This window comes from Microbacterium suwonense, from assembly GCF_030296555.1.
In the GTDB taxonomy this organism is placed as follows: Bacteria; Actinomycetota; Actinomycetes; order Actinomycetales; family Microbacteriaceae; genus Microbacterium; species Microbacterium suwonense.
This window is the reverse complement of record NZ_AP027728.1, coordinates 596,557-614,999: the sequence shown is the minus strand read 5'-3', so window position 1 is coordinate 614,999 and position 18,443 is coordinate 596,557. Positions and strand designations below refer to the sequence as shown.

The window sequence follows — 18,443 nt, the reverse complement described above, 5'->3', positions numbered from 1 at the left end:
ATCGCACACGAAACGCGGGCGGATGCGCTGACAGCCGATCACCGGGCCCGCGCAGTGCGGGGCGAGAAGCATCCGGTGTGGGACTTCCTGTTCACCTACTACGCGTACAAGCCGTCGGTGCTGCGCCGCTGGCATCCCGGCGCGGGGGTGGCTCTGCAGAACGCTCCAGAGCGGCTCGGCTGGCGCTGGTACCCCCGCAGGTCCGGATGACGCGGTGGCGCCGGATACTGCGCTGTTCCGATCCGAGAAGCCGCAGCTCGCCGGGCTGGTGGAGCGGATGCTGCGACGCACCGCCGCGCGCCCCGGACAGTTCGGCTGCTTCGGCCTGCACGAATGGGCGATGGTGTATCGCGACACCGAGCATCGGCATCCGGCGCCGCTGCGGCTGGGGCAGGACGGCACGGATGCCGTGGTGGAGGCACACGAGCTGCGCTGCACGCACTTCGACGCGTTCCGCTTCTTCACCGACGACGCCGCCCCGCGCAATCGGCTGCAGCCGACGCGCGACTCCCAGCCCGAGCTGGAGCAGCCCGGCTGCCTGCATGCCGGGATGGATCTGTACAAGTGGGCGATGAAGCTGGGACCGCTGCTGCCCGGCGAGCTGCTGCTGGACGCCTTCGAGCTGGCGCGCGACATCCGCCAGCTCGACATGGAGGCGGCGCCGTACGACCTGAGCGAGTGGGGTGTCTGCCCGGTGCGGATCGAGACGTCGGAGGGAAAGGCGGAGTACGTGCGACGTCAGCGCGAGTTCGCCGACCGCGGCGCCGTACTGCGCGGGCGGATGCTGAACGCCTGGCTCGGCGAGCAGGGCTAACGAGCCTGCGCCGTCGCCGATCGCATCCGCAGCTCCATCACGCGCGTCGCGGCATCGTCCAGCCGCGGCGCCGGCAGCCGCCCGTCAGCGACGGCGGCTACGAGTCCCTTGACGATCGCCGGTGCTGTTTCCGCGTCGGCGCCGGCGACCATCAGCACCATGTCGTTGCCGGCGACGATCGCGTGGACGGCGTTGGCGACCGGGTCGTGGTAGGCGGCCACGCCGGATGAACTGAGCATCCCGAGGTCGTCGGTGATCATCACGCCGTCGAAGCCCAGCTCGTCGCGGGCGATCGCATGCCAGCGCGCCGAGAGCGAGGCCGGTGCGGCATCGACCGCAGTGTATGCGAGGTGTCCGAACATCAGCAGTTCCGCGCCGGCGTCGATCCCGGCGATGAAGGGCTTCGCGTCAGCCGTCCGCCACTTCTCGAGAGGAACGTCGGTGGTCGGGATGAGGTGATGCGAGTCACCGGGCGCGGCGCCGTGGTCGGGAAAGTGCTTCAACGTCGAGAGGACGATGCCCTTCTCCCCTGCACGGCCGCGCGCACGCGGGTGGCCGCCGAGTCGGCATCGGTTCCCAGTGCGCGTGAGGCGATGAACGACGTCGGGCCCAGCGGAACGTCGGCGATGATGCCGAAGTTGACGTTCGCTCCGACGGCGGCGACCAGCTCGGCCCGGCCCGCGAATGCGGACTCGACCGAGGCCGCGTCGGCGCTCTGCAATCCGCGCCCAGCGGGCAGCGCGTCCCAGGAGAGCCGGGAGACCACTCCGCCCTCCTGGTCGATGGCGATCAGCGGAGGCAGCTGCGGATCGACCGTCAGCGCTGCGGTGACGGCGCGCACCTGATCAGGACCGCCGGAGATGTTGTCGCTCATGAGGATGAAGCCGCCGAGCCCCGACGACATGTAATCCCGCAGCACCGTGGTGTCTGTTCCCGGCACGTGCCCCATCACCACGCTCCGGGCCCGCTGTTCGACGCTCATCTGCGCCACGGCGGCCTCGGCGGGATCGAGAGTCGGCGTCGGGGTGGGCGTTGCGGACGGTGTGCGCTGCGTCGTGGGCGCGTTGGGGGCCGGCCCAGCCGACGGCGCACAGCCGGCAACGACGACTGCGACCAGCAGCCCCGCAACTGCTCCCCAGCCGGCTCGACGCATAGCTGCGAGGCTACCCGGTCATCCTGACCGCCCGTCCGGCGGGCCGCTCAGTGCACGACAGCGCAAGACGGAGCGGCGGCGGATGCCGTGCCGGATTCTGTGTCTGACGCGAGCTGGCGCTGCACGCCGCGAGCGGCGGTGCGGCCGGCGCGGTTGGCTCCGATGGTGCTTGCGGATGGCCCGTATCCGACGAGCTGGATGCGCGGGTCGACGACGGCCGTCGTGCCGCGCCCGTGGCGATCGAGCTGGATGCCGCCGGCCGGGCCGCGCAGGTGCAGGGGTGCGAGATGGGCGATGGCAGGACGGAACCCGGTGGCCCAGAGGATCACGTCGACGGGCTCGAAGGCGCCGTCGCTCCAGCGCACTCCATCGGGCTCGATGTGCTCGAACATCGGACGCCGGGCAGCGTATGCGCCGAGACGTTCGGCCTCGCGCTCCTGCGGGCGCAGCATGAGGCCCGTCACGCTCACCACGCTCTGCGGTGGGAGCCCCTGTGCGACGCGCTGCTCCACGAGGGCGACGGCTGCGGCCCCGGCATCGGGCGTGAACTCGTCGGTGCGCCAGACCGGTGGCCGCCTGGTCACCCAGAGCGTGTCGGTGATCGGCGCGAGCGCCCCGAGGAACTGCACCGCCGAGGCTCCCCCGCCGACCACCAGCACACGCTTGCCGCGGAAATACTCGGGCCCCGGGTAGTCCACGGTGTGCAGCTGTTCGCCGACGAAGGTCTCCATGCCGGGATAGTGCGGCAGGAACGGCTTCGTCCAGGTTCCGGTGGCGTTCACCAGGGTGCGGGTGCGCCAGACTCCGGCATCCGATCGCACCACCAGGGTGCCGTGGTCATCGACCACCTCTCGTACCGTGACCGGGCGGACCACAGGAAGGTCATGGAGGCGCTCGTACTCCTCGAAGGAAGCCGGCACGACCCGGTTGGCCTGCGCCGAGCTGCGCGGCGGGGCCTGCGCTCCGGGAAGCTCGGCGACGCCGTGCACGTCGATCATCGTCAGCGCATCCCAGCGGTGCTGCCAGGCGCCGCCGGCGTGCTCGTTCGCGTCGAGCACGACATGATCGATCCCGAGACGCCGCAGGTGATACGACGAGGAGAGTCCCGCCTGCCCGGCTCCGATCACGATGCTCTCGAGAATGCTCACGACTGCGGGAACGCTCCGGATGCTGCGAATGTTCCGAATGGGAGCTTCTGAGCCTGTCGACGGGCCTTGATAGAATCGGCTCGAAAGCGACCGGCGGGACGACCCGTCGGCGAATCACGAGCAGGGACGGCCCTGCAGATTGTGTGCGACTCCGTGGCCGTCACATCCCTCCTTCGAGCCGTTCTCTCCCCTCTCGCGATCCTCCGCCTGGCACTCGGATGGGGAGCGTTCCTCATCGTGCTGCTGTGCGCACCCCTGCTCGCCGGGCCTCTTCCATCCGCAGTGCTCTGGGTGGTGCTGCTGGTGATCGTCGCGGTGATCACCGTGTGCGCATTCGGCGTCGTGACCGAGGCGGAGCACCTCGCCCGTCGCCTCGGTGACCCGTACGGCACGCTCGTGCTGACGATCTCCATCGCCGCGATCGAGGTGATCCTCATCGCCGCGGTCATGCTCGGCCCTGGCGACCATGCCACGATCGCCCGTGATTCGGTGATGGCGGTCTCGATGATCATCATGAACCTGGTGATCGGCGTCGCCCTGCTGGTCGGCGGCCTGCGGCATCCCCGACTGCGCGCGAACCGCACCGGCGTCTCGCTGTATCTGGGCATGCTGATCGTGCTGCTGTCGGTGGCGTTCGCGCTGCCGGCCCTGATCGGCATCGAGGGGGCCTACGCACCCGCGCAGGCGATTCCGCTGATCCTGCTCACCGTCGGGCTGTACGCGTTCTTCCTGATCCGCCAGATGGGTGCCCAGCGGGCGGATTTCCAGGAGGTCGCGGATGCGGTGCCTCCGGCATCCGTCTCGCATGCCGAGCGCGGCCCGATCGCGCTCGTCTTCGCGCAGCATCGTGCCGAGCTCGTCATCCGTACCCTGCTGCTGATCGCCATGGTGCTGCCGATCGTGCTGCTCTCACACGACATGGCGACCCTGCTGGACGACGGTCTGGACCGCCTCGGGGCGCCTGTCGCGCTGTCTGGCATCCTCATCGCCGTGATCGTGTTCCTGCCCGAGACCATCACCACCATTCGCGCAGCGTTCTCCGGCGAGATGCAGCGTGTCAGCAACCTGTGCCACGGCGCCCTGGTCTCCACCGCAGGCCTGACCATCCCCGCCGTCCTGACGATCGGTCTGCTCACCGGCCAGCAGGTGCTGCTGGCCGAAACCCCGGTGAATCTGCTGCTGCTGGGCATGACCCTGCTGCTGACGCTGGCGACCTTCAGCGGCCGGCGGGTGACCGCGCTGCACGGCGCCGCGCATCTGTTCCTGTTCGTGCTGTACGGGATGAGTGTGTTCGCCTGACGACGGGCCGCCGCTTCACTTCCGGTGCAGTTCCAGCAGCGGCAGGAACAGTTCGTCGACGATGGAGCGGATGCGGGAGCTCCCCAGGGGTTTGAGGTCCATCAGCAGGTTGTAGCGCACCAGTTCGAACGGCATCTCGAGCACCGAGTCGGGGATGTGGTGCAGGTCGAGCTCGCCGCGGTCGTGAGCACGCCGGTAGATCTCCTGGCTGGATGGGAGAGGTTCGGCAGACATCACCCTTTCGCGGATCTGCGTGGGAGTCAGCCCGGTGTCGGCCAGCAGCCCTGAGAACGCGGCCGCGGCGGCGACGGCGAAGAAGGTCGCGCGTGCCTGGCTCGAGGCGGTCATATAGGCGATCAGATCGCTGCGCAGGGCTCCGGTGTCCGGGATCTCGACGGGGTTGACGGCACGATAGTGCTCGGCGGCGGCGAGGACGAGCTCGTCCTTGTTGGCCCAGCGGCGGTAGAGCACCGGCTCACTCGTGTGCGCGCGTCGGGCCACTGATTCCATCGTGAGCCGGCCGTACCCCGCCTGAACCAGCTCCTCCCACGCCGAGGTGAGCAGAGCCTCCTCGAGCTGCTTGCCATGCCGACGTCGACGGGGCGATTCGGATGGCACGGTGGGCATGGTTCGACGATAGACAGTCTTTACTTTCTCGGCAACCACGTTTATCGTTTAGATAGCTTTTACTATCTTATAGGAGGATGACGAATGACCGATGCGACATCGTCGGTGCCGGCGGAGGCCACGGTGCTGGTCGTCGGGGCCGGTCCCACCGGGCTCACGCTGGCCTGCGAACTCGCACGGAAGGGCGTTCCCTTCCGGCTGATCGACGCCGGCGCCGGCCCGCAGATCGGATCCCGCGGCAAAGGAGTGCAGCCGCGCACCCTGGAGGTGTTCGAGGATCTCGGCATCGTCGACCGCGTGCTCTCTCACGGCCGGATGGCGATGCCGATGCGATCGACCGGGCTCGACGGCACAGTCACCCTCGGCGGCGCCGAGCCGGAATCCCTCAAGAACCGGCCGGATATCCCCTACACGACGAGCCTCATCACTCCCCAGTGGCGGATCGAGGAGACCCTGCGGTCGCTGCTGGCGAAGTTCGGCGGCGAGGTCGAGTTCGGTACGCGCCTGGAGCGCGTGGAGCAGTCGGATGACGCGGTGTCGGCGACGATCGTCCGTGCCGGCGAGCAGACGACGATCGTCTCGCGTTGGCTCGTCGGCTGCGACGGCGGGCGCAGCATCGTCCGCAAGCAGTCCGGGTTCGCTTTCGAGGGTGAGACTCGTGAAGGCGTGCGGATGCTCGTCGCCGACCTCGCCGCCGATGGCGTCGACCGTGGCTCCTGGCACATGTGGCGGCATGCGGAGGGCGCTGCCAGCCTGTGCCCGCTCCCCTCCACCGGCCTGTTCCAGTATCAGGCCAGTATCGTGCCCGGGCAGACCGCCGAGACTGCTCTGGAGAACCTTCAGGCGATCCTGGAGCGCCGCAGCGGTCGTTCCGACATCCGTCTGCACGAGCCCGAGTGGTCCACGCTCTGGCGCGCCAACGTCCGTCTCGCCGACCGTTACCGCGCCGGGCGTGTCTTCCTCGCCGGAGACGCGGCGCACGTTCACTCGCCGGCCGGCGGGCAGGGTATGAACACCGGCATCCAGGACGCTCACAACCTCGCCTGGAAGCTCGCAGCCGTCGCCGACGGAGCTCCGGACGTTCTGCTGGACAGCTACGAGGCCGAGCGGCGGCCGATCGCCGCGGGCGTGCTCGAGCTCTCGAACGCCCGCCTGAAGCAGGTCCTTGAGCAGAAGGGGCCATCGACCCGCCGCGATGCGAGCACGATCCAGCTCGACATCGGCTACCGCAGCTCCGCCTTGGTGCAGGACGACCGCGACGATTCCGCCGAGCTGCGCGCCGGAGACCGTGCACCCGATGCGACCGGGCTGACCGATCCGAACGGCGAGCATCGACTGTTCGAGCTGACGCGCGGCGGCCGCTTTACGCTCCTGGACTTCACGGGATCGGTCACCGTCGACGACGCCGGCTCCGAGCTCCGGATACTGCGCATCGTCGAGCATCCGGCCCGGCGCGACGAGGTCGCGGACGCCGGCGGCCATCTGACTCAGGCCTACCGCGCGACGCCTCACTCACTCGTGCTCCTCCGTCCAGACGGCTATATCGCCCTCATCTCCGATGTCGGAGACGCGCGCGCCGTCACCGATCGCCTGTCTCGATTCCGCTGATCGAATGAGGCGTCCGGTCACCGCAGAAGCGCGACCATCACGACGTCGGGCCGCCGGTGCCGCTTATGTCCAAGCGCTCTGCAAGACTGGTTGCTGACACTACGCACAGGGAGACATCGATGAGCAACAGCGTCGAAGCAGAGATGACCGCCGAGCTGGACCGCCTTCATGAGGCAGTCCGAGCGGCACCGCAGGGAGACACGGCGCCGGAGATGGCCCTGTGGAAGCAGGTGAGCCGCTTGCCGACGTGGTTCTTCATCGCCCGTGGATCCGCCGAGCAACCGCATCCCTATTCAGCGGGTCTCGAACAGGGGCCGGTGATCTGCATTTACAGCAGCGCGGCCAGAGCGACCGAAGCCGGTCGGCTTCTCGGCCTGACCGAACCCGGGGCCGATAGCGTACCGGTCTTCGGCATACCGATGCCGGACGCACTCGAGTACGTCATCCGCTTCCAGCAGGCGGGTGCCTTCGGCGTGTCCGTGGATCATCCGCAGATCGGCTCTTACATCCCGCTGGCGAACCTCGGGATCGTCAAGAAGTGGGCGCTGGAAAGCACGGCGAGCGAGTAGACCGAGCATGACGGAGCGGGCGCGAGCGGTCCGCACCCAGCCGTGACCAGCATCACTGAACACCGGCGGCTCTGACTGGTGAAACCTTGCCTCAATACGCGGGCGTTGCCAGGATGCAGACGACGAGCATGGCGAGCCATCCGAGAGCTCCGATGATCGCGTGCAGCGCGGGGACGGGGCGAGTGAACCCGAGCACGTCCTTCGCTACCGCGATGTAGCTGCCAGCCTTGGCGATCCGGTGTCGTGCACGGTAGCTCGCGAACATGAGCAGGTCGCCGAAGACCTGACCGGCCGTGATGACCGCGAACGCAGTCCACGCGACCCACGGCCGCATCGTGACGAGGAAGACGATCCAGAGCATGATGCTCGCGACCTGCAAGGCGATGTGGGTCGTGACCTTCGTCGTCGGGAAGTCTTCGGCGCGGTGACGCCGCCAGGCCAGAAGCGATGCCACACCGAGGATGGCCGTGACTGCCAGGAAGCCGAGCACGAGTCCCGCGAGGAAGGCGGTGGGCGTCATGGCCTCATGTTACTACGCCCATAGTGTTTAGGCACTACGTTCATAGTAGATTCGTTCCATGGCCAATATCCGAGACCGCGCGATCACCGCCGCAATCGAGCTGCTGGCCAGCGGCGGCATCCGCGCACTGACGCATCTGCGAGTGGACGAACGCGCCGGGATCCCGCGCGGATCCACCTCGAACGTGTTCCGCACGCGTGAAGCGCTCCTGCTCGGTGTTTGCGAGCACATGGTCGCGAGCGAACTCCCCGAGATCGACACCGGCTTCACAGCGAACACGCCCGAGGAGTTCGCGGAGTCGCTGACGACGCTCTTCCGCTATCTGGTCGGCCCGTCACGCACTGTGACGGCCGCTCGCCTCGCCCTGATCGTCGAAGGTGGCCACGACGCGGCGGTCCGATCCGCGCTCACTGCGGGGCGAATCGGCATTGAGAGGTCGATCCTGCCCGCCCTCGTGGCACTCGGAGCGCCCGATCCACTGCTCGGCGTGCAGCTGATCGCGACCTGTTTCGAGGGCTTGTTTCTGCATGCGATCGGGCGGCACGCGCACATCGACGCTGAGGCGATCGTCGCGGCCACGGTGCGCACTGTCTTCGCCCCCGTCGAGACCGCACGCTGAAGCCTGTCCGATAATCTCATCGCTCTTGTCGAGGGTTCGAGCAAGAGCATCGTGGTGGACCTCCGTAGAGAGTTTGAGAACCCCTGCCCACACCTGAAGACTCTGTCTTTGCGCAGGTCACGGGGCTTCTACAACCACGACCAGCGCTCCTCTGAGCCTACTGTGTCCGACTCCAGGGGGCGAGTGGTGCGATCACTTGGGATGGCTCAAACCCTCCTTCGCCCGGAGCAGGTCGACGATCTGGTGGCGCAGTACCGCGAGGGCGCAACGCTCGTGGAACTGGCATCCGTGTTCGGCGTGAACCGCCGCACAGTCGCCACCCACCTCACCCGGCGGGAGGTGACGATCCGCCGTGGACGGTTCGATCCCTCCCGCATCCACGAAGCAGCCGACCTCTACCTCAGCGGGTTGACGCTGGTAGAGGTCGGCGTGAAGGTTGGGGCGGGGCCTCAGGCTGTCCGGCGAGCGCTCGCTTCGCACGGCATCGTGATCCGGCCTGGCGGGCGCTGTGGTTCTCGCATCACGGCATCCACTGCCGTGGGCGGTTGAGCCTAGACACGAAGGGCTGGCTCACGCAGGCTCGCCTCGACGCGCGAGTCGTGGCGCCGGTGACGACGGACCGCAGCCTCGCGCAGGCGCGCACGGAGACGCTCAGGGGTCCCATGATGATGAACTTGAGCGCGTTCCAGCATGCCCACAGCACGATGAGGTGGAGCCAGCCGGGGCCGCCGTCGGCTGCCGAGCCAGAGCAGATGCTGGCGATCAGGATGTACGGAAGCGCGACCAGCATCGCGGGTATCCCCCACTTGAGTCCGCGGCGGGTGCGGATGCCAGCGAGCAGGCGGTTGCTCGGCATGTAGCGGTGCAGGTAGTCGCGGGTGCGAACGCTGAGCGTCCAGATAAGGCGGAACATGGCGGGCCTCTCGTCACACGTGTTACTCCGTCGAGGAGGCAGAACGTGTGTGAGTGCCCGAAGGCCGTCCCGGAGGACCCGCAATATGAGGAGAACCTGCCTCACCATCCACTGTACGCCGGGGTCGGCGTTCACGGAACCCTTCGCTCCCGAGTTGCCGCGCGCACCTCTCTGTAGGAGTGAGAGGGCCCGACGATGACGAACCTGAGCGACGTAGTCCAGGACGAGCGCACAGCACGGATGGTGCTGTCGATGATCGTCGAACCAGACGACGCGGTAACAGGCCGACTCCTGGGCGAGCTGGGAGCGCTTGAGTTGCTCCGACTCGCCGAACGTGACGACGTGGTGCCGGGCCTCAGTAACGTTGACGCCCAGGTGTGGCGTTCCCAGTTCGAGCGCTCAGACGCTCGGACACTTGAGCAGAACGTCGTCGAAGCCGAGCGCGCTGGTATCGGCGCGCTAGTCCCCGGCGACAAGGAGTGGCCTTCCGCGCTCGACGATCTTGGCGACCGACGGCCATACGTCCTGTGGGCTCGTGGCACGACATCGTTCCTCGCGCGACCGCTCAGCGATTTCGTCACGATCACCGGCGCGAGGGCCTCGACCTCCTACGGCGACCATGTGGCCGGGCAGCTTGCCTCCGACCTCGCCAACGCTGAGCGGCTTGTCGTGGCCGGCGGTGCGTACGGCATCGAAGGAGCGGCCCATCGAGCGGCCCTTGCATCCGGCGGCGACACGATCGCGGTCATGGCGAACGGCGCAGACCGCATGTACCCGATGGGTCACCGTGAACTGCTTGAGCGGGTGGCCGACCTGGGCCTCATGGTCAGTGAGATGCCACCCGGCGCAGTCCCGACGCGCCATCGCTTCATTGCTCGGGCGCGCCTAATGGCTGCGCTCTCCACAGCGACCGTCGTGGTCGAGGCTGGCGTTCGCTCTGGATCAATGACCGTCGCCCGGCGTGCGCACGAGCTTGGCCGCACTGTCGGAGCTGTTCCCGGCCCGGTGACCAGCGCAGCGAGCGCCGGGCCGCACCAACTCCTGCGAGATGGCGCGTCACTGGTGACGGATGCCGCGGACCTGCTCTCTCCACGCGGACGTGACGGCGCAAGCGCGATCCGGGCATCTGCGGCTTCCCGCGATTCAGGGCGGCCGTCAACAGCCACGAAGTCGATGAGCACCCGCGCCCTGTAGCTGCCTGCGAGCCGCTTCTACGATCTGCCGCTCAGGTGGCGATGTATGCCGAGCGCGCTGCTTTCGCCTTCTCCCAGTCCTCCTGCACTTCGCTCACAGTCGGCTTGGTGCTCATGTACTCGGCGGCGTGAGAGTGTCCGGTCATCCGTTCGCAAGCACGATCGAAGAGAGGTTCAATGACTGCGATGGCAGCATCGAGCCGAGAACTGTCGATCTTCGACAGGTGAAGCGCCCTGGGTCTGATGGAGACTCCTGACCTTGGAAACGAGGATGGAGTTATGCCCAAAGAACTGGCGAATGGGAAGCCGACAACGCGTCGCTACTCGAGCGAGGAGAAGGCCGCCGCAGTGCGGATGGTGAGAACGCTGCGCGCTGAGCTCGGCGTCACGCAAGGGACCGTGCAGCGCGTCGCGACGCAACTCGGCTACGGGGTCGAGTCCGTGCGGACGTGGGTGAGGCAGGCCGACGTCGATGACGGTGTCGCCCCCGGCGTGAGCAGCGCCGAGGCGCAGCGGGTGCGAGAGCTCGAGCAAGAGAATCGGGAGCTTCGCCGGGCCAACGAGGTGCTCAAGCGAGCCGCGTCTTTCTTCGGGGCGGAGCTCGACCGCCACTACCGGAAGTAGTCGCGTTCATCGACGCGAACAAAGACGACGTCGTGGACTGCCGTCGCCTCGGAGTCGAGCTCATCTGCAGACTGTTGCAGGTGGCTCCGAGCAGCTACTACGCCGCCAAGATCCGCGCCCCCTCGGCTCGTGCCCTGCGGGACGAGGAGTTGGTGCCGCAGCTGGTCGAGATCTGGGAAGCCAACTATCGCGTTTACGGGGTCCGCAAACTCTGGAAAGCCGCCCGACGTGCGGGGATCACGATCGGCCGGGACCAGACCGCCAGGTTGATGCGGATCGCGGGGATCGAAGGCGCGAGGCGGTCGAAGCGGATCAAGACGACCAGGCCGGATCCTTCGTCGGCGCGGCACCCGGACCTCGTGAAACGGGAGTTCACCGCGACCGCGCCGAATCGGCTCTGGGTCACGGATCTGACATTCGTGCCGACCTGGGCCGGCGTCGCGTATGTGTGCTTCATCGTCGACGCGTTCTCCCGCATGATCGTGGGGTGGCGGGTCGCGCCGCACATGCGCACCGAGATGGTCCTCGACGCGATCGAGATGGCCCGCTGGTCCCGCGGCGCCCATCACGAGGATCTGCGGTGTCACAGCGACGCGGGCTCTCAATTCACGTCGATTCGCTACGGTGAACGCCTCGCAGAGATCGGCGCCACGCCCTCGATCGGAACCGTCGGCGACAGCTACGACTGTGAGAGTGTCGAGTACCTCCTGGCGGCCTGACTCTTGCTGACGACTGACCTCGAAGTCTGGGTGTCCTTGCTGTTGATCTGTCGTCCGTCAGGAGGCGCATCACCTTCGTGGTGCTGGCCGGGCGGGCGTGACCTCATAGGAGCCTGATCGCAACAGTCCCATCACAGTCCCGTCCACCCGACCGGCCAGTGTCACTCACCCTGTCCTGATCTGGTTGGAGCGAGCACTATGAGCATGCAGCATGTCCCCCTCACCGTCGAGTCGTTGTCGGCGTCGACACTCACAAACACGTCCACGTCGCCGTCGCGATCGATGAGCTCGGCGCGGTCCTGGATCGCCGGTCTTTCGCGGCGGATTCCGGTGGATACGGTCAGCTGATCGACTGGGGCGAGTCGTTCGGTGGGAAGCTCACGTTCGGTATCGAAGGCACCGGTTCCTATGGCGCAGGCCTGGCCGGCGCAGTGCGCCGTCGTGGAATCGGGACGCTGGAGGTGATGAGAACGGACCGTCGCGACCGGCGGTTGCGAGGCAAGTCCGACACGATCGATGCCGAGAATGCAGCCAGGGCAGTTCTCGCGGGCCTGGCCACGGCCATCCCGAAGTCAGCTGACGGAACCGTGGAGATGATCCGTCAGATCAAGGTCGCCAAGGACATCGCCGTCAAGGCGCGAACATCCGCGATGATCAGCCTCAAGCAGGTCATCGTGAATGCCCCTGATGATCTGCGTCAGGAGCTGCAGCCGCTATCGAAGATGGCGCTCATTCACCGTTGCGCGGCGCTTCGTCCGGGCCAGGTGACCACGATCATCGCGTCGACCAAGCACACGTTGCGGTCGATCGCTCGTCGGTGGGAAGTACTGGATGCCGAGATCTCCGGGCATGAGAAGCTCCTGGCAGAGCTGACCGCGCAGATCGCTCCCGACCTCGCGAAAGCCTTTGCGGTCGGTCCTGACACCGCGGCCGAGATGCTGATCGTCGCCGGCGACAATCCGGAACGGATCCGTTCGGAGGCCGCGTTCGCCAGGCTCTGCGGTGTCGCCCCGATCCCCGCATCGTCGGGGATGACCACCCGACACCGGCTCAATCGGGGCGGTCACCGGCAAGCGAACGCCGCGCTCTACCGTGTCGTCATCGTTCGCATGCAGCACCACGAACCCACCAAGGCTTACGTCGCCCGCCGGATCACCGAAGGAAAGACGAAGTCTGAGATCATCCGGTGTCTGAAACGACTCCTCGCCCGCGAAATCTGGGCCGCGATGCGCCCCATCCGCGAATCCCGACCACCTCTCCAAATCGCGGCTTGACAGATATAGGAGCATCAACGCCCTGGCCGAGACGGTGAACGGCTACTACAAGGCCGAACTCGTCCGAGGCCCCGCACGCCCCGAGCCGTGGAAGACCATCGAAGATCTCGAGCTCGCGACCCTCGGCTGGGTGCACTGGCACAACACGCAGCGCCTCCACGGCTACCTCGGCGACGTCCCACCCGCCGAGTTCGAGAACGCGTTCTATGCTGTCAACGGCGACCGCAACCTGCTGGTCGGAATCAAATAGCGCGAGTCTCCATCAGACCCAGGGCGCTTCACGCAAACGGATCAGCCGCGTCTTGAACGCCGTTCGCCCCGTCCTGCTCCTGCACGGACACATGCACACTCCCGATCACGGAAGCCTCGACGACGGCCGGCGCGTTGTCAGCATGGGCCGCGACGGTCAGCACGGGAACCTGGCGTTCCTGGACACGCACACCCTCAAACTCGAAACCCCAAGCCTGCGCGCGATCCGTACCGCCATCGCGAGGGCGTCCGAAGCCGAAGCCAGCCGATCCCATCGGGAGGCTGTCGCGCGCCTGGCAGGGCTGCTCCGACGAGTACTCACCCACGTACTTGGAGGAGCTGCGCAAAGGGTGGGAGGAGTAGAGACCCGGAGCAACCTCGACACTATGGTCGACCGCACTTCGGCTAACGCAGTCCGGAGTCTCGACGACATGGCTCGAGCGATGCTTCACACCAAGAGAACCGAGAAGCCGCCAAAAGCGCCGTCTTGCTCATCCCATAGTGGATCATCTCCGCAGGATTCACCACGGCCGAGTCGCTAGCGATCGAAACGACCCGTCGGTACCCGCGGCGCATCATCCCTGGGAGGTACTCGCGCATCAATCGAACGCTTGCGAGAACGTTGACTTCGAAGAATCGGCGCCACTCCTCGTCTGTGATCTCGAAGGGGTCTCGGCTACCGCGGCAGGAGGCGACGTCGTTGCCACCTGGCTCCTCGCCGGCCTCTTCATCGGGTTCGCCGAGGAAGTGCTCACGCGCGGCTTCGTAGTGAACCTGCTCCGCAAGGCCGGCTCCGGAGAGCTGGTGGTGGCGGTGGTCTCATCGGCGCTCTTCGCGCTTCTCCATTCGGGCAACCTGCTGACGGGGCAGTCGCTGCTCGCCACCGGCGTCCAGCTGGTCTACACCTTCGCGTTCGGGGTCTGCATGTACCTCGCGATGCGTGTGACCGGGACGATCATCGCCCCGATCCTGCTGCACGCGAGCACCGACCCCAGCATCTTCCTCCAGGTCCAGTACCCCGCCGACGCGAGCCTCGGAACGTTCGCGAACCTCGGCAACTGGGCGGTGATCCTGGTCGGCCTCATCGCGCTGTTCTTCATCCGAGGCCGCGTGGACCCCTCGCCGAAGCTCGCTGTGTGATCACGGCTTGCCGCGAAGCGGCGCTCGCGGCGAAGCGGCGCTCGTGGCCGCGCCACAGACAGTAGCGAGACGGGGTTAGCAACCCGCTGCCTCGTCTGGGTGAATAGGCGTCTGGTCGTCGTTCCACTCGCCGCGCAACTCGAGGATCACGGCATCCTCGTGGCTCCGAGCAGTGAGGTGAGCAGCCAAGCCTCCTCCATCGATGGGTTCGAGAGGCGCGACCGAGCCATCCAGGACGGGTAGCGACCTTCCCCGTTCTCAACTCATAAGCCCAACGTGATGCAGTTGGCCCGCTGCGCAGGGCGCACGCCCGGCGGCCTCTGCATGGACGGCTGACTGAATAGGGTAGTCTTGATCAATTCGAGAAGGAACTCCGATGCCCCGCTTCGACCTATCCTTGCCCGAGCTTCAGAACTACGCGCCGCAAGTACGTGAGCCGCGCGACTTCGACGACTTCTGGTCCTCGACGCTGTCGGAATCTCGGGCCGTAGCGCATGCGCCTCGACTCGTCGAGGTCGATACGCCGTTCACGACTCTTGACGTCTTCGATGTCACGTTCTCCGGGTACGGCGGAGACGATGTCAAGGGCTGGCTGACGGTACCTCGCGCGACAGAGGGCCCTCTCGCCGCCGTCGTCGAGTTCAACGGCTACAACGGCGGGCGCGGCATCCCGGTCGAGCGGATCGGCTGGGCATCTGCCGGTTACGCCCACTTCCTCATGGACACCCGGGGCCAGGGATCGACGTGGGGCTCCGGCGGCGATACCCCGGATCCCCATCCGACAGGCCCGGCAGCACCGGGGTTCATGACCCGTGGGATCGAAGACCCCTCGACGTACTACTACCGGCGCGTCTACACAGACGCCGCCTTGGCAGTCGATGCGGTGCGGGCGATGCCTCAGGTGGACGCCCGCAGGGTAGGGGTAGTCGGTGGCAGCCAGGGTGGGGGCATCGCGATCGCCGCCGCGGGTCTGTCGACCAACGTGATTGCTGCGATGCCCGATGTGCCCTTCCTCTGTCACTTCGAGCGCGCGGTCGGTATGACGGATACAGACCCTTACCAGGAGGTCGCACGCTACCTCTCGGTGTACCGGGGCGCGGAGGATCGGGTCTTCGACGTGCTCTCCTACTTCGACGGCGTGAACCACGCGGCGAGGGCAACGGCGCCGGCGCTGTTCTCCGTGGGGCTACTCGACCCGATCTGCCCCCCGTCGACGGTGTTCGCAGCCTTCAACCGGTACGGGGGAACGGACAAGGCCATCGAGGTCTACCACTTCAATCAGCACGAAGGCGGTCAGTCCTTCCAGTGGACGGCCCAGACGCGGTTCATCGGCGAGCGCGCGCGCACCTAAGCGGTTTCGAGATCGGCGGGCGGGCGCTCGCCACTTCCCCGCTCGACGATCCACGTGGGTAGCGTCTCCTGACGGATGAACCCGCCCGGATCGGCCATGCGCGCGAGCGCCAGCTGTGCCGCACGTCGGCCCAGTTCTTCTGGCTGGTACGAGATCACCGTGACGCCCAACACGTCCGCGGTGTCGAAGTCGTCGAACCCCACCAGAGCTGTTCGGTCTGCCCGAGCAGTGCCGGCCAGAGCTCGCAGAACCCCAACCGTCATCCGGTTGTTTCCCGCGATGATCGCTGTCGGGGGTTCGCGTCGGGCCATGAGCTCGTGGATGAGTTCAGCCGCCGGGAGGTCCAAATCGTCGCGGCGCACCTCCCAGGGCTCGGTGTTGGCGATCCCCGCCGCGTGCATGGCTTCGCGGTAGCCGCCGAGGCGCTCGTCCTGGGTGTACACCGAGGCCGGGTTGCACGCGTATGCGATCCTCGTGTGGCCGCGGGCCAACAGTCGCGACGTCGCTTCCCTCACTATCGATCGGTTGTCGAGGACGACTGCGTCTGCCGCGAGGTTTCGAGCGGGGCGGTCGATGGTGATGACCGGGGTGCCCAGCTGTCGCTCCCCTTCCAGATACGACTGATCATCGCCGACAGGGATCAGAAGCAGTGCGCCGATCCGTTGCGCGAGGAGGGTGTCCGCGACCCGTTCCTCGCCCTCGGCGGTGTCATCCGTAGTGGCGACGACCAGGCTGTAGCCGTGGGCCGCCAGTTCCTTCTCGATTCCGGAGGCGACCTTGTAGTAGAACGGGTTGCTCAGCTCTCCCATGATGAAGCCGACGACGTTCGTGCCGCCACCGCGGCGCAGACCTCTGGCGAGAGTGTTTGGTCGGAATCGGAGCCGCTTCGCTGCTGCGAGCACCCGCTCGACGGTTTCCGCCGCGACCAGCTCCCGCTGAGCAAACACCCTCGAAACCGTCTTCGCGCTCACGCCAGCCAGTCGGGCGACATCCTCGACGGTCGCTCTCGATTGGATAGCCATAGTGCTCCATTCTGCCGATGACCGACGATAGACATTTCGCAGACATCTCGCAACCCCTAAGCAGCACAGGTGGTCGAATAATCCCAGGTAGATCGTTTTTTTGTTCAATCAATGTCGGTTCGGACAGCGAAAGACATCGTTGACATTTGTGCTTGCGATTCCTTCACGCACGGCTTAGCGTGAGCCGTGCAATCCCATCCCGCGACGCGGCGGCGACCGTTCAAGGGCGAACACACACAGAGAGAAGGACCCGATGTCAAAGAAGGCACTCACCGGGATCGCGATGCTCGCGCTTACCGGCGTTGCGCTCGCCGGCTGCGCCGGCGGAACGAGCCCCACACCCAGCGGCGACTCCGAGGCCGTGTCCGGCGAAGTCACCTTCGTCACGTGGCGCACCGACCTCGTCCAGGACGGGACATTCGATGAATACGCGAAAGAGTTCACCGCCAAGTACCCCGACGCCAGCGTGAAGTTTGAGGGCATCACCGACTACGAGGGTGAGCTCACCACGCGTCTGAGCACCAAGAACTACGGCGACGTGCTCGGTATCCCGAACAGTGTCCTGCCCGATCAGTTCGCGGATTACTTCGAGCCGTTGGGCAAGACCTCGGACTTCGAGGCCGACTACCGCTTCCTGGCGCCGAAGAGCTTCGACGGCACCCAGTACGGCCTCGCGCTCGGCGGCAACGCAAACGGGATCGTCTACAACACCAAGGTCTTCGAAGAGGCGGGCGTCACCACGCTCCCCGGACCGAGTCCGAATGGCTCACGGCGCTCACCGCGATCAAGGACAAGACGGACGCCATTCCGATGTACACCAACTACAAGGACGGCTGGCCGCTCAGTCAGTGGTCCGGCAATCTCGGTGCTGTAACCGGCGATGCCGACGCGGTGAACACGATGGCGGAGAACGCCGCGCCGTGGACTGAAGGCAACGACATCTACGCCATCGACTCGCTGATCTACGAAACCGTCGCCGCCGGCCTGACGGAAACCGACCCGCTGACCACGAACTGGGAGCAGTCGAAGGTCGACTTCGCCACCGGCAAGATCGCCACCATGGCCCTCGGATCCTGGGCCATCTCCCAGCTCCAGGCGGCCGCCGACGACAACGGAGTCGACCCGTCCACGGTCGGCTACATGACCTTCCCCGCCACGGGCGCGGACGGCACGCAATACGCCGTCGTGGGAGGCGACTACAACCTCGGCATCAACGTGAACTCGAACGTCAAGGCGGCCGCACGGGCGTGGATCGACTTTCTGATCGAGGACTCGGGCTTCACCGACACGCAGGGGATGGTTTCGGCGCTGCTGAGCAAGGACCTTCCCGACAACCTCTCCGGTCTGAGCGACAACGGTGTGGAGCTGATCGAGCTCAACGCCGCACCCGCTGGCAAGGAAGCGCTGTTCAACACGATCGCCGAGAAGTCGCAGATCGACATCTGGGCGAACATCTACCGCCAGAAGCTCATCGACATCGCTCGCGGCGCGGCCGACGGCGACAAGCAGTCGTACTTCGACGAGCTCAACAAGCGCTGGGCCGACACGATCACCCAGGTCGGCTGATCGGATCGCATGCCTTCTGGGCCGGGGCACCCGCC

At 66.6% G+C, this 18,443-nt stretch carries 18 protein-coding genes, 4 pseudogenes and 1 other annotated feature; of the genes and pseudogenes, 13 read left to right on the top strand and 9 right to left on the bottom strand.

The annotated features are described in order from the left end of the window. Positions 1–814, top strand: a pseudogene (locus QUE33_RS03105) (3-methyladenine DNA glycosylase). Here QUE33_RS03105 and QUE33_RS03100 read toward each other — a convergent pair. From QUE33_RS03100 to QUE33_RS03090, 3 genes are read right to left on the bottom strand one after another with little or no spacing between them, the layout of a single operon-like run. Continuing rightward, positions 811–1,317, bottom strand: a complete 507-nt coding sequence (locus QUE33_RS03100; protein ID WP_286301870.1) for a glycoside hydrolase family 3 N-terminal domain-containing protein — start codon at positions 1,315–1,317, stop codon at positions 811–813. The pseudogene QUE33_RS03105 and the gene QUE33_RS03100 sit on opposite strands and share 4 nt — an antisense overlap. Continuing rightward, the gene (locus QUE33_RS03095; protein WP_286301869.1) at positions 1,314–1,967 is read right to left on the bottom strand and encodes a glycoside hydrolase family 3 N-terminal domain-containing protein; all 654 of its coding nucleotides are present in this window, start codon (positions 1,965–1,967) and stop codon (positions 1,314–1,316) included. The genes QUE33_RS03100 and QUE33_RS03095 overlap by 4 nt, the downstream gene beginning before the upstream one ends. A gap of 47 nt (positions 1,968–2,014) precedes the next feature. Beyond that, a complete protein-coding gene (locus QUE33_RS03090; protein ID WP_286301868.1) occupies positions 2,015–3,115 on the bottom strand; it encodes an NAD(P)-binding domain-containing protein in 1,101 nt (366 codons plus the stop codon). Positions 3,116–3,268: 153 nt separating this feature from the next. On the opposite strand from QUE33_RS03090, the gene QUE33_RS03085 reads away from it, so the two are divergent. Continuing rightward, entirely contained in the window at positions 3,269–4,414 is a 1,146-nt protein-coding gene (locus QUE33_RS03085; RefSeq protein WP_286301867.1) for a calcium:cation antiporter, read from the top strand. A gap of 15 nt (positions 4,415–4,429) precedes the next feature. On the opposite strand, the gene QUE33_RS03080 is transcribed toward QUE33_RS03085, so the two are convergent. Further along, positions 4,430–5,041, bottom strand: a complete 612-nt coding sequence (locus tag QUE33_RS03080; protein ID WP_286301866.1) for a TetR/AcrR family transcriptional regulator — start codon at positions 5,039–5,041, stop codon at positions 4,430–4,432. Between the two features lie 84 nt (positions 5,042–5,125). Between QUE33_RS03080 and QUE33_RS03075 the strand changes: the two genes are divergently transcribed. Continuing rightward, positions 5,126–6,649 carry an FAD-dependent oxidoreductase gene (locus QUE33_RS03075; RefSeq protein ID WP_286301864.1) on the top strand — a complete coding sequence of 508 codons (1,524 nt, stop codon included), beginning with the start codon at positions 5,126–5,128 and terminating at the stop codon, positions 6,647–6,649. Between the two features lie 119 nt (positions 6,650–6,768). Further along, on the top strand, positions 6,769–7,218 hold the full coding sequence (locus QUE33_RS03070; RefSeq protein WP_286301863.1) for a hypothetical protein: 450 nt from the start codon (positions 6,769–6,771) through the stop codon (positions 7,216–7,218). Between the two features lie 91 nt (positions 7,219–7,309). On the opposite strand, the gene QUE33_RS03065 is transcribed toward QUE33_RS03070, so the two are convergent. Then, the gene (locus QUE33_RS03065) at positions 7,310–7,738 is read right to left on the bottom strand and encodes a hypothetical protein (RefSeq protein WP_286301862.1); all 429 of its coding nucleotides are present in this window, start codon (positions 7,736–7,738) and stop codon (positions 7,310–7,312) included. 58 nt (positions 7,739–7,796) lie between these two features. Between QUE33_RS03065 and QUE33_RS03060 the strand changes: the two genes are divergently transcribed. Beyond that, positions 7,797–8,357 (top strand): TetR/AcrR family transcriptional regulator, encoded by a 561-nt coding sequence (locus QUE33_RS03060; protein WP_286301860.1) that lies wholly within the window; start codon positions 7,797–7,799, stop codon positions 8,355–8,357. A gap of 201 nt (positions 8,358–8,558) precedes the next feature. Continuing rightward, positions 8,559–8,906: a helix-turn-helix domain-containing protein gene (locus QUE33_RS03055; RefSeq protein ID WP_235774804.1), complete on the top strand. Its 348-nt coding sequence runs from the start codon at positions 8,559–8,561 to the stop codon at positions 8,904–8,906. Here QUE33_RS03055 and QUE33_RS03050 read toward each other — a convergent pair. Then, positions 8,878–9,270, bottom strand: coding sequence for a sulfate permease (locus QUE33_RS03050; RefSeq protein ID WP_286301856.1), 393 nt, complete (start codon positions 9,268–9,270; stop codon positions 8,878–8,880). The genes QUE33_RS03055 and QUE33_RS03050 overlap by 29 nt on opposite strands. Positions 9,271–9,465: 195 nt before the next feature. Between QUE33_RS03050 and dprA the strand changes: the two genes are divergently transcribed. The 4 genes and pseudogenes from dprA to QUE33_RS03030 all read left to right on the top strand — a co-directional run. Beyond that, on the top strand, positions 9,466–10,464 hold the full coding sequence (gene dprA, locus QUE33_RS03045; protein ID WP_286301854.1) for a DNA-processing protein DprA: 999 nt from the start codon (positions 9,466–9,468) through the stop codon (positions 10,462–10,464). Positions 10,465–10,742: 278 nt separating this feature from the next. Beyond that, positions 10,743–11,773: pseudogene (locus QUE33_RS03040) on the top strand (IS3 family transposase); the annotation flags it as partial. Beyond that, positions 11,042–11,176, top strand: a sequence feature (AL1L pseudoknot). Its footprint overlaps the pseudogene before it by 135 nt. A 311-nt stretch (positions 11,774–12,084) precedes the next feature. Then, the gene (locus QUE33_RS03035) at positions 12,085–13,080 is read left to right on the top strand and encodes a transposase (protein ID WP_286303019.1); all 996 of its coding nucleotides are present in this window, start codon (positions 12,085–12,087) and stop codon (positions 13,078–13,080) included. Between the two features lie 16 nt (positions 13,081–13,096). After that, a pseudogene (locus QUE33_RS03030) lies at positions 13,097–13,330 on the top strand (integrase core domain-containing protein); the annotation flags it as partial. Between the two features lie 28 nt (positions 13,331–13,358). On the opposite strand, the gene QUE33_RS03025 reads toward QUE33_RS03030, so the two are convergent. Next, positions 13,359–13,655, bottom strand: a complete 297-nt coding sequence (locus QUE33_RS03025; RefSeq protein ID WP_286301853.1) for a hypothetical protein — start codon at positions 13,653–13,655, stop codon at positions 13,359–13,361. Between the two features lie 79 nt (positions 13,656–13,734). Beyond that, complete coding sequence (locus QUE33_RS03020) at positions 13,735–13,989, bottom strand: SDR family oxidoreductase (RefSeq protein WP_286303022.1); 255 nt, start codon at positions 13,987–13,989, stop codon at positions 13,735–13,737. Positions 13,990–14,076: 87 nt separating this feature from the next. Between QUE33_RS03020 and QUE33_RS03015 the strand changes: the two genes are divergently transcribed. Beyond that, the gene (locus QUE33_RS03015; protein ID WP_286301851.1) at positions 14,077–14,469 is read left to right on the top strand and encodes a CPBP family intramembrane glutamic endopeptidase; all 393 of its coding nucleotides are present in this window, start codon (positions 14,077–14,079) and stop codon (positions 14,467–14,469) included. A gap of 376 nt (positions 14,470–14,845) precedes the next feature. Next, positions 14,846–15,820, top strand: a complete 975-nt coding sequence (locus tag QUE33_RS03010; protein WP_286301849.1) for an acetylxylan esterase — start codon at positions 14,846–14,848, stop codon at positions 15,818–15,820. Here QUE33_RS03010 and QUE33_RS03005 read toward each other — a convergent pair. Further along, positions 15,817–16,950, bottom strand: coding sequence for a LacI family DNA-binding transcriptional regulator (locus QUE33_RS03005; RefSeq protein ID WP_286301847.1), 1,134 nt, complete (start codon positions 16,948–16,950; stop codon positions 15,817–15,819). The genes QUE33_RS03010 and QUE33_RS03005 overlap by 4 nt on opposite strands. Positions 16,951–17,095: 145 nt before the next feature. On the opposite strand from QUE33_RS03005, the pseudogene QUE33_RS03000 reads away from it, so the two are divergent. Then, a pseudogene (locus QUE33_RS03000) lies at positions 17,096–18,408 on the top strand (ABC transporter substrate-binding protein). The last annotated feature ends 35 nt before the right edge of the window (positions 18,409–18,443 follow it).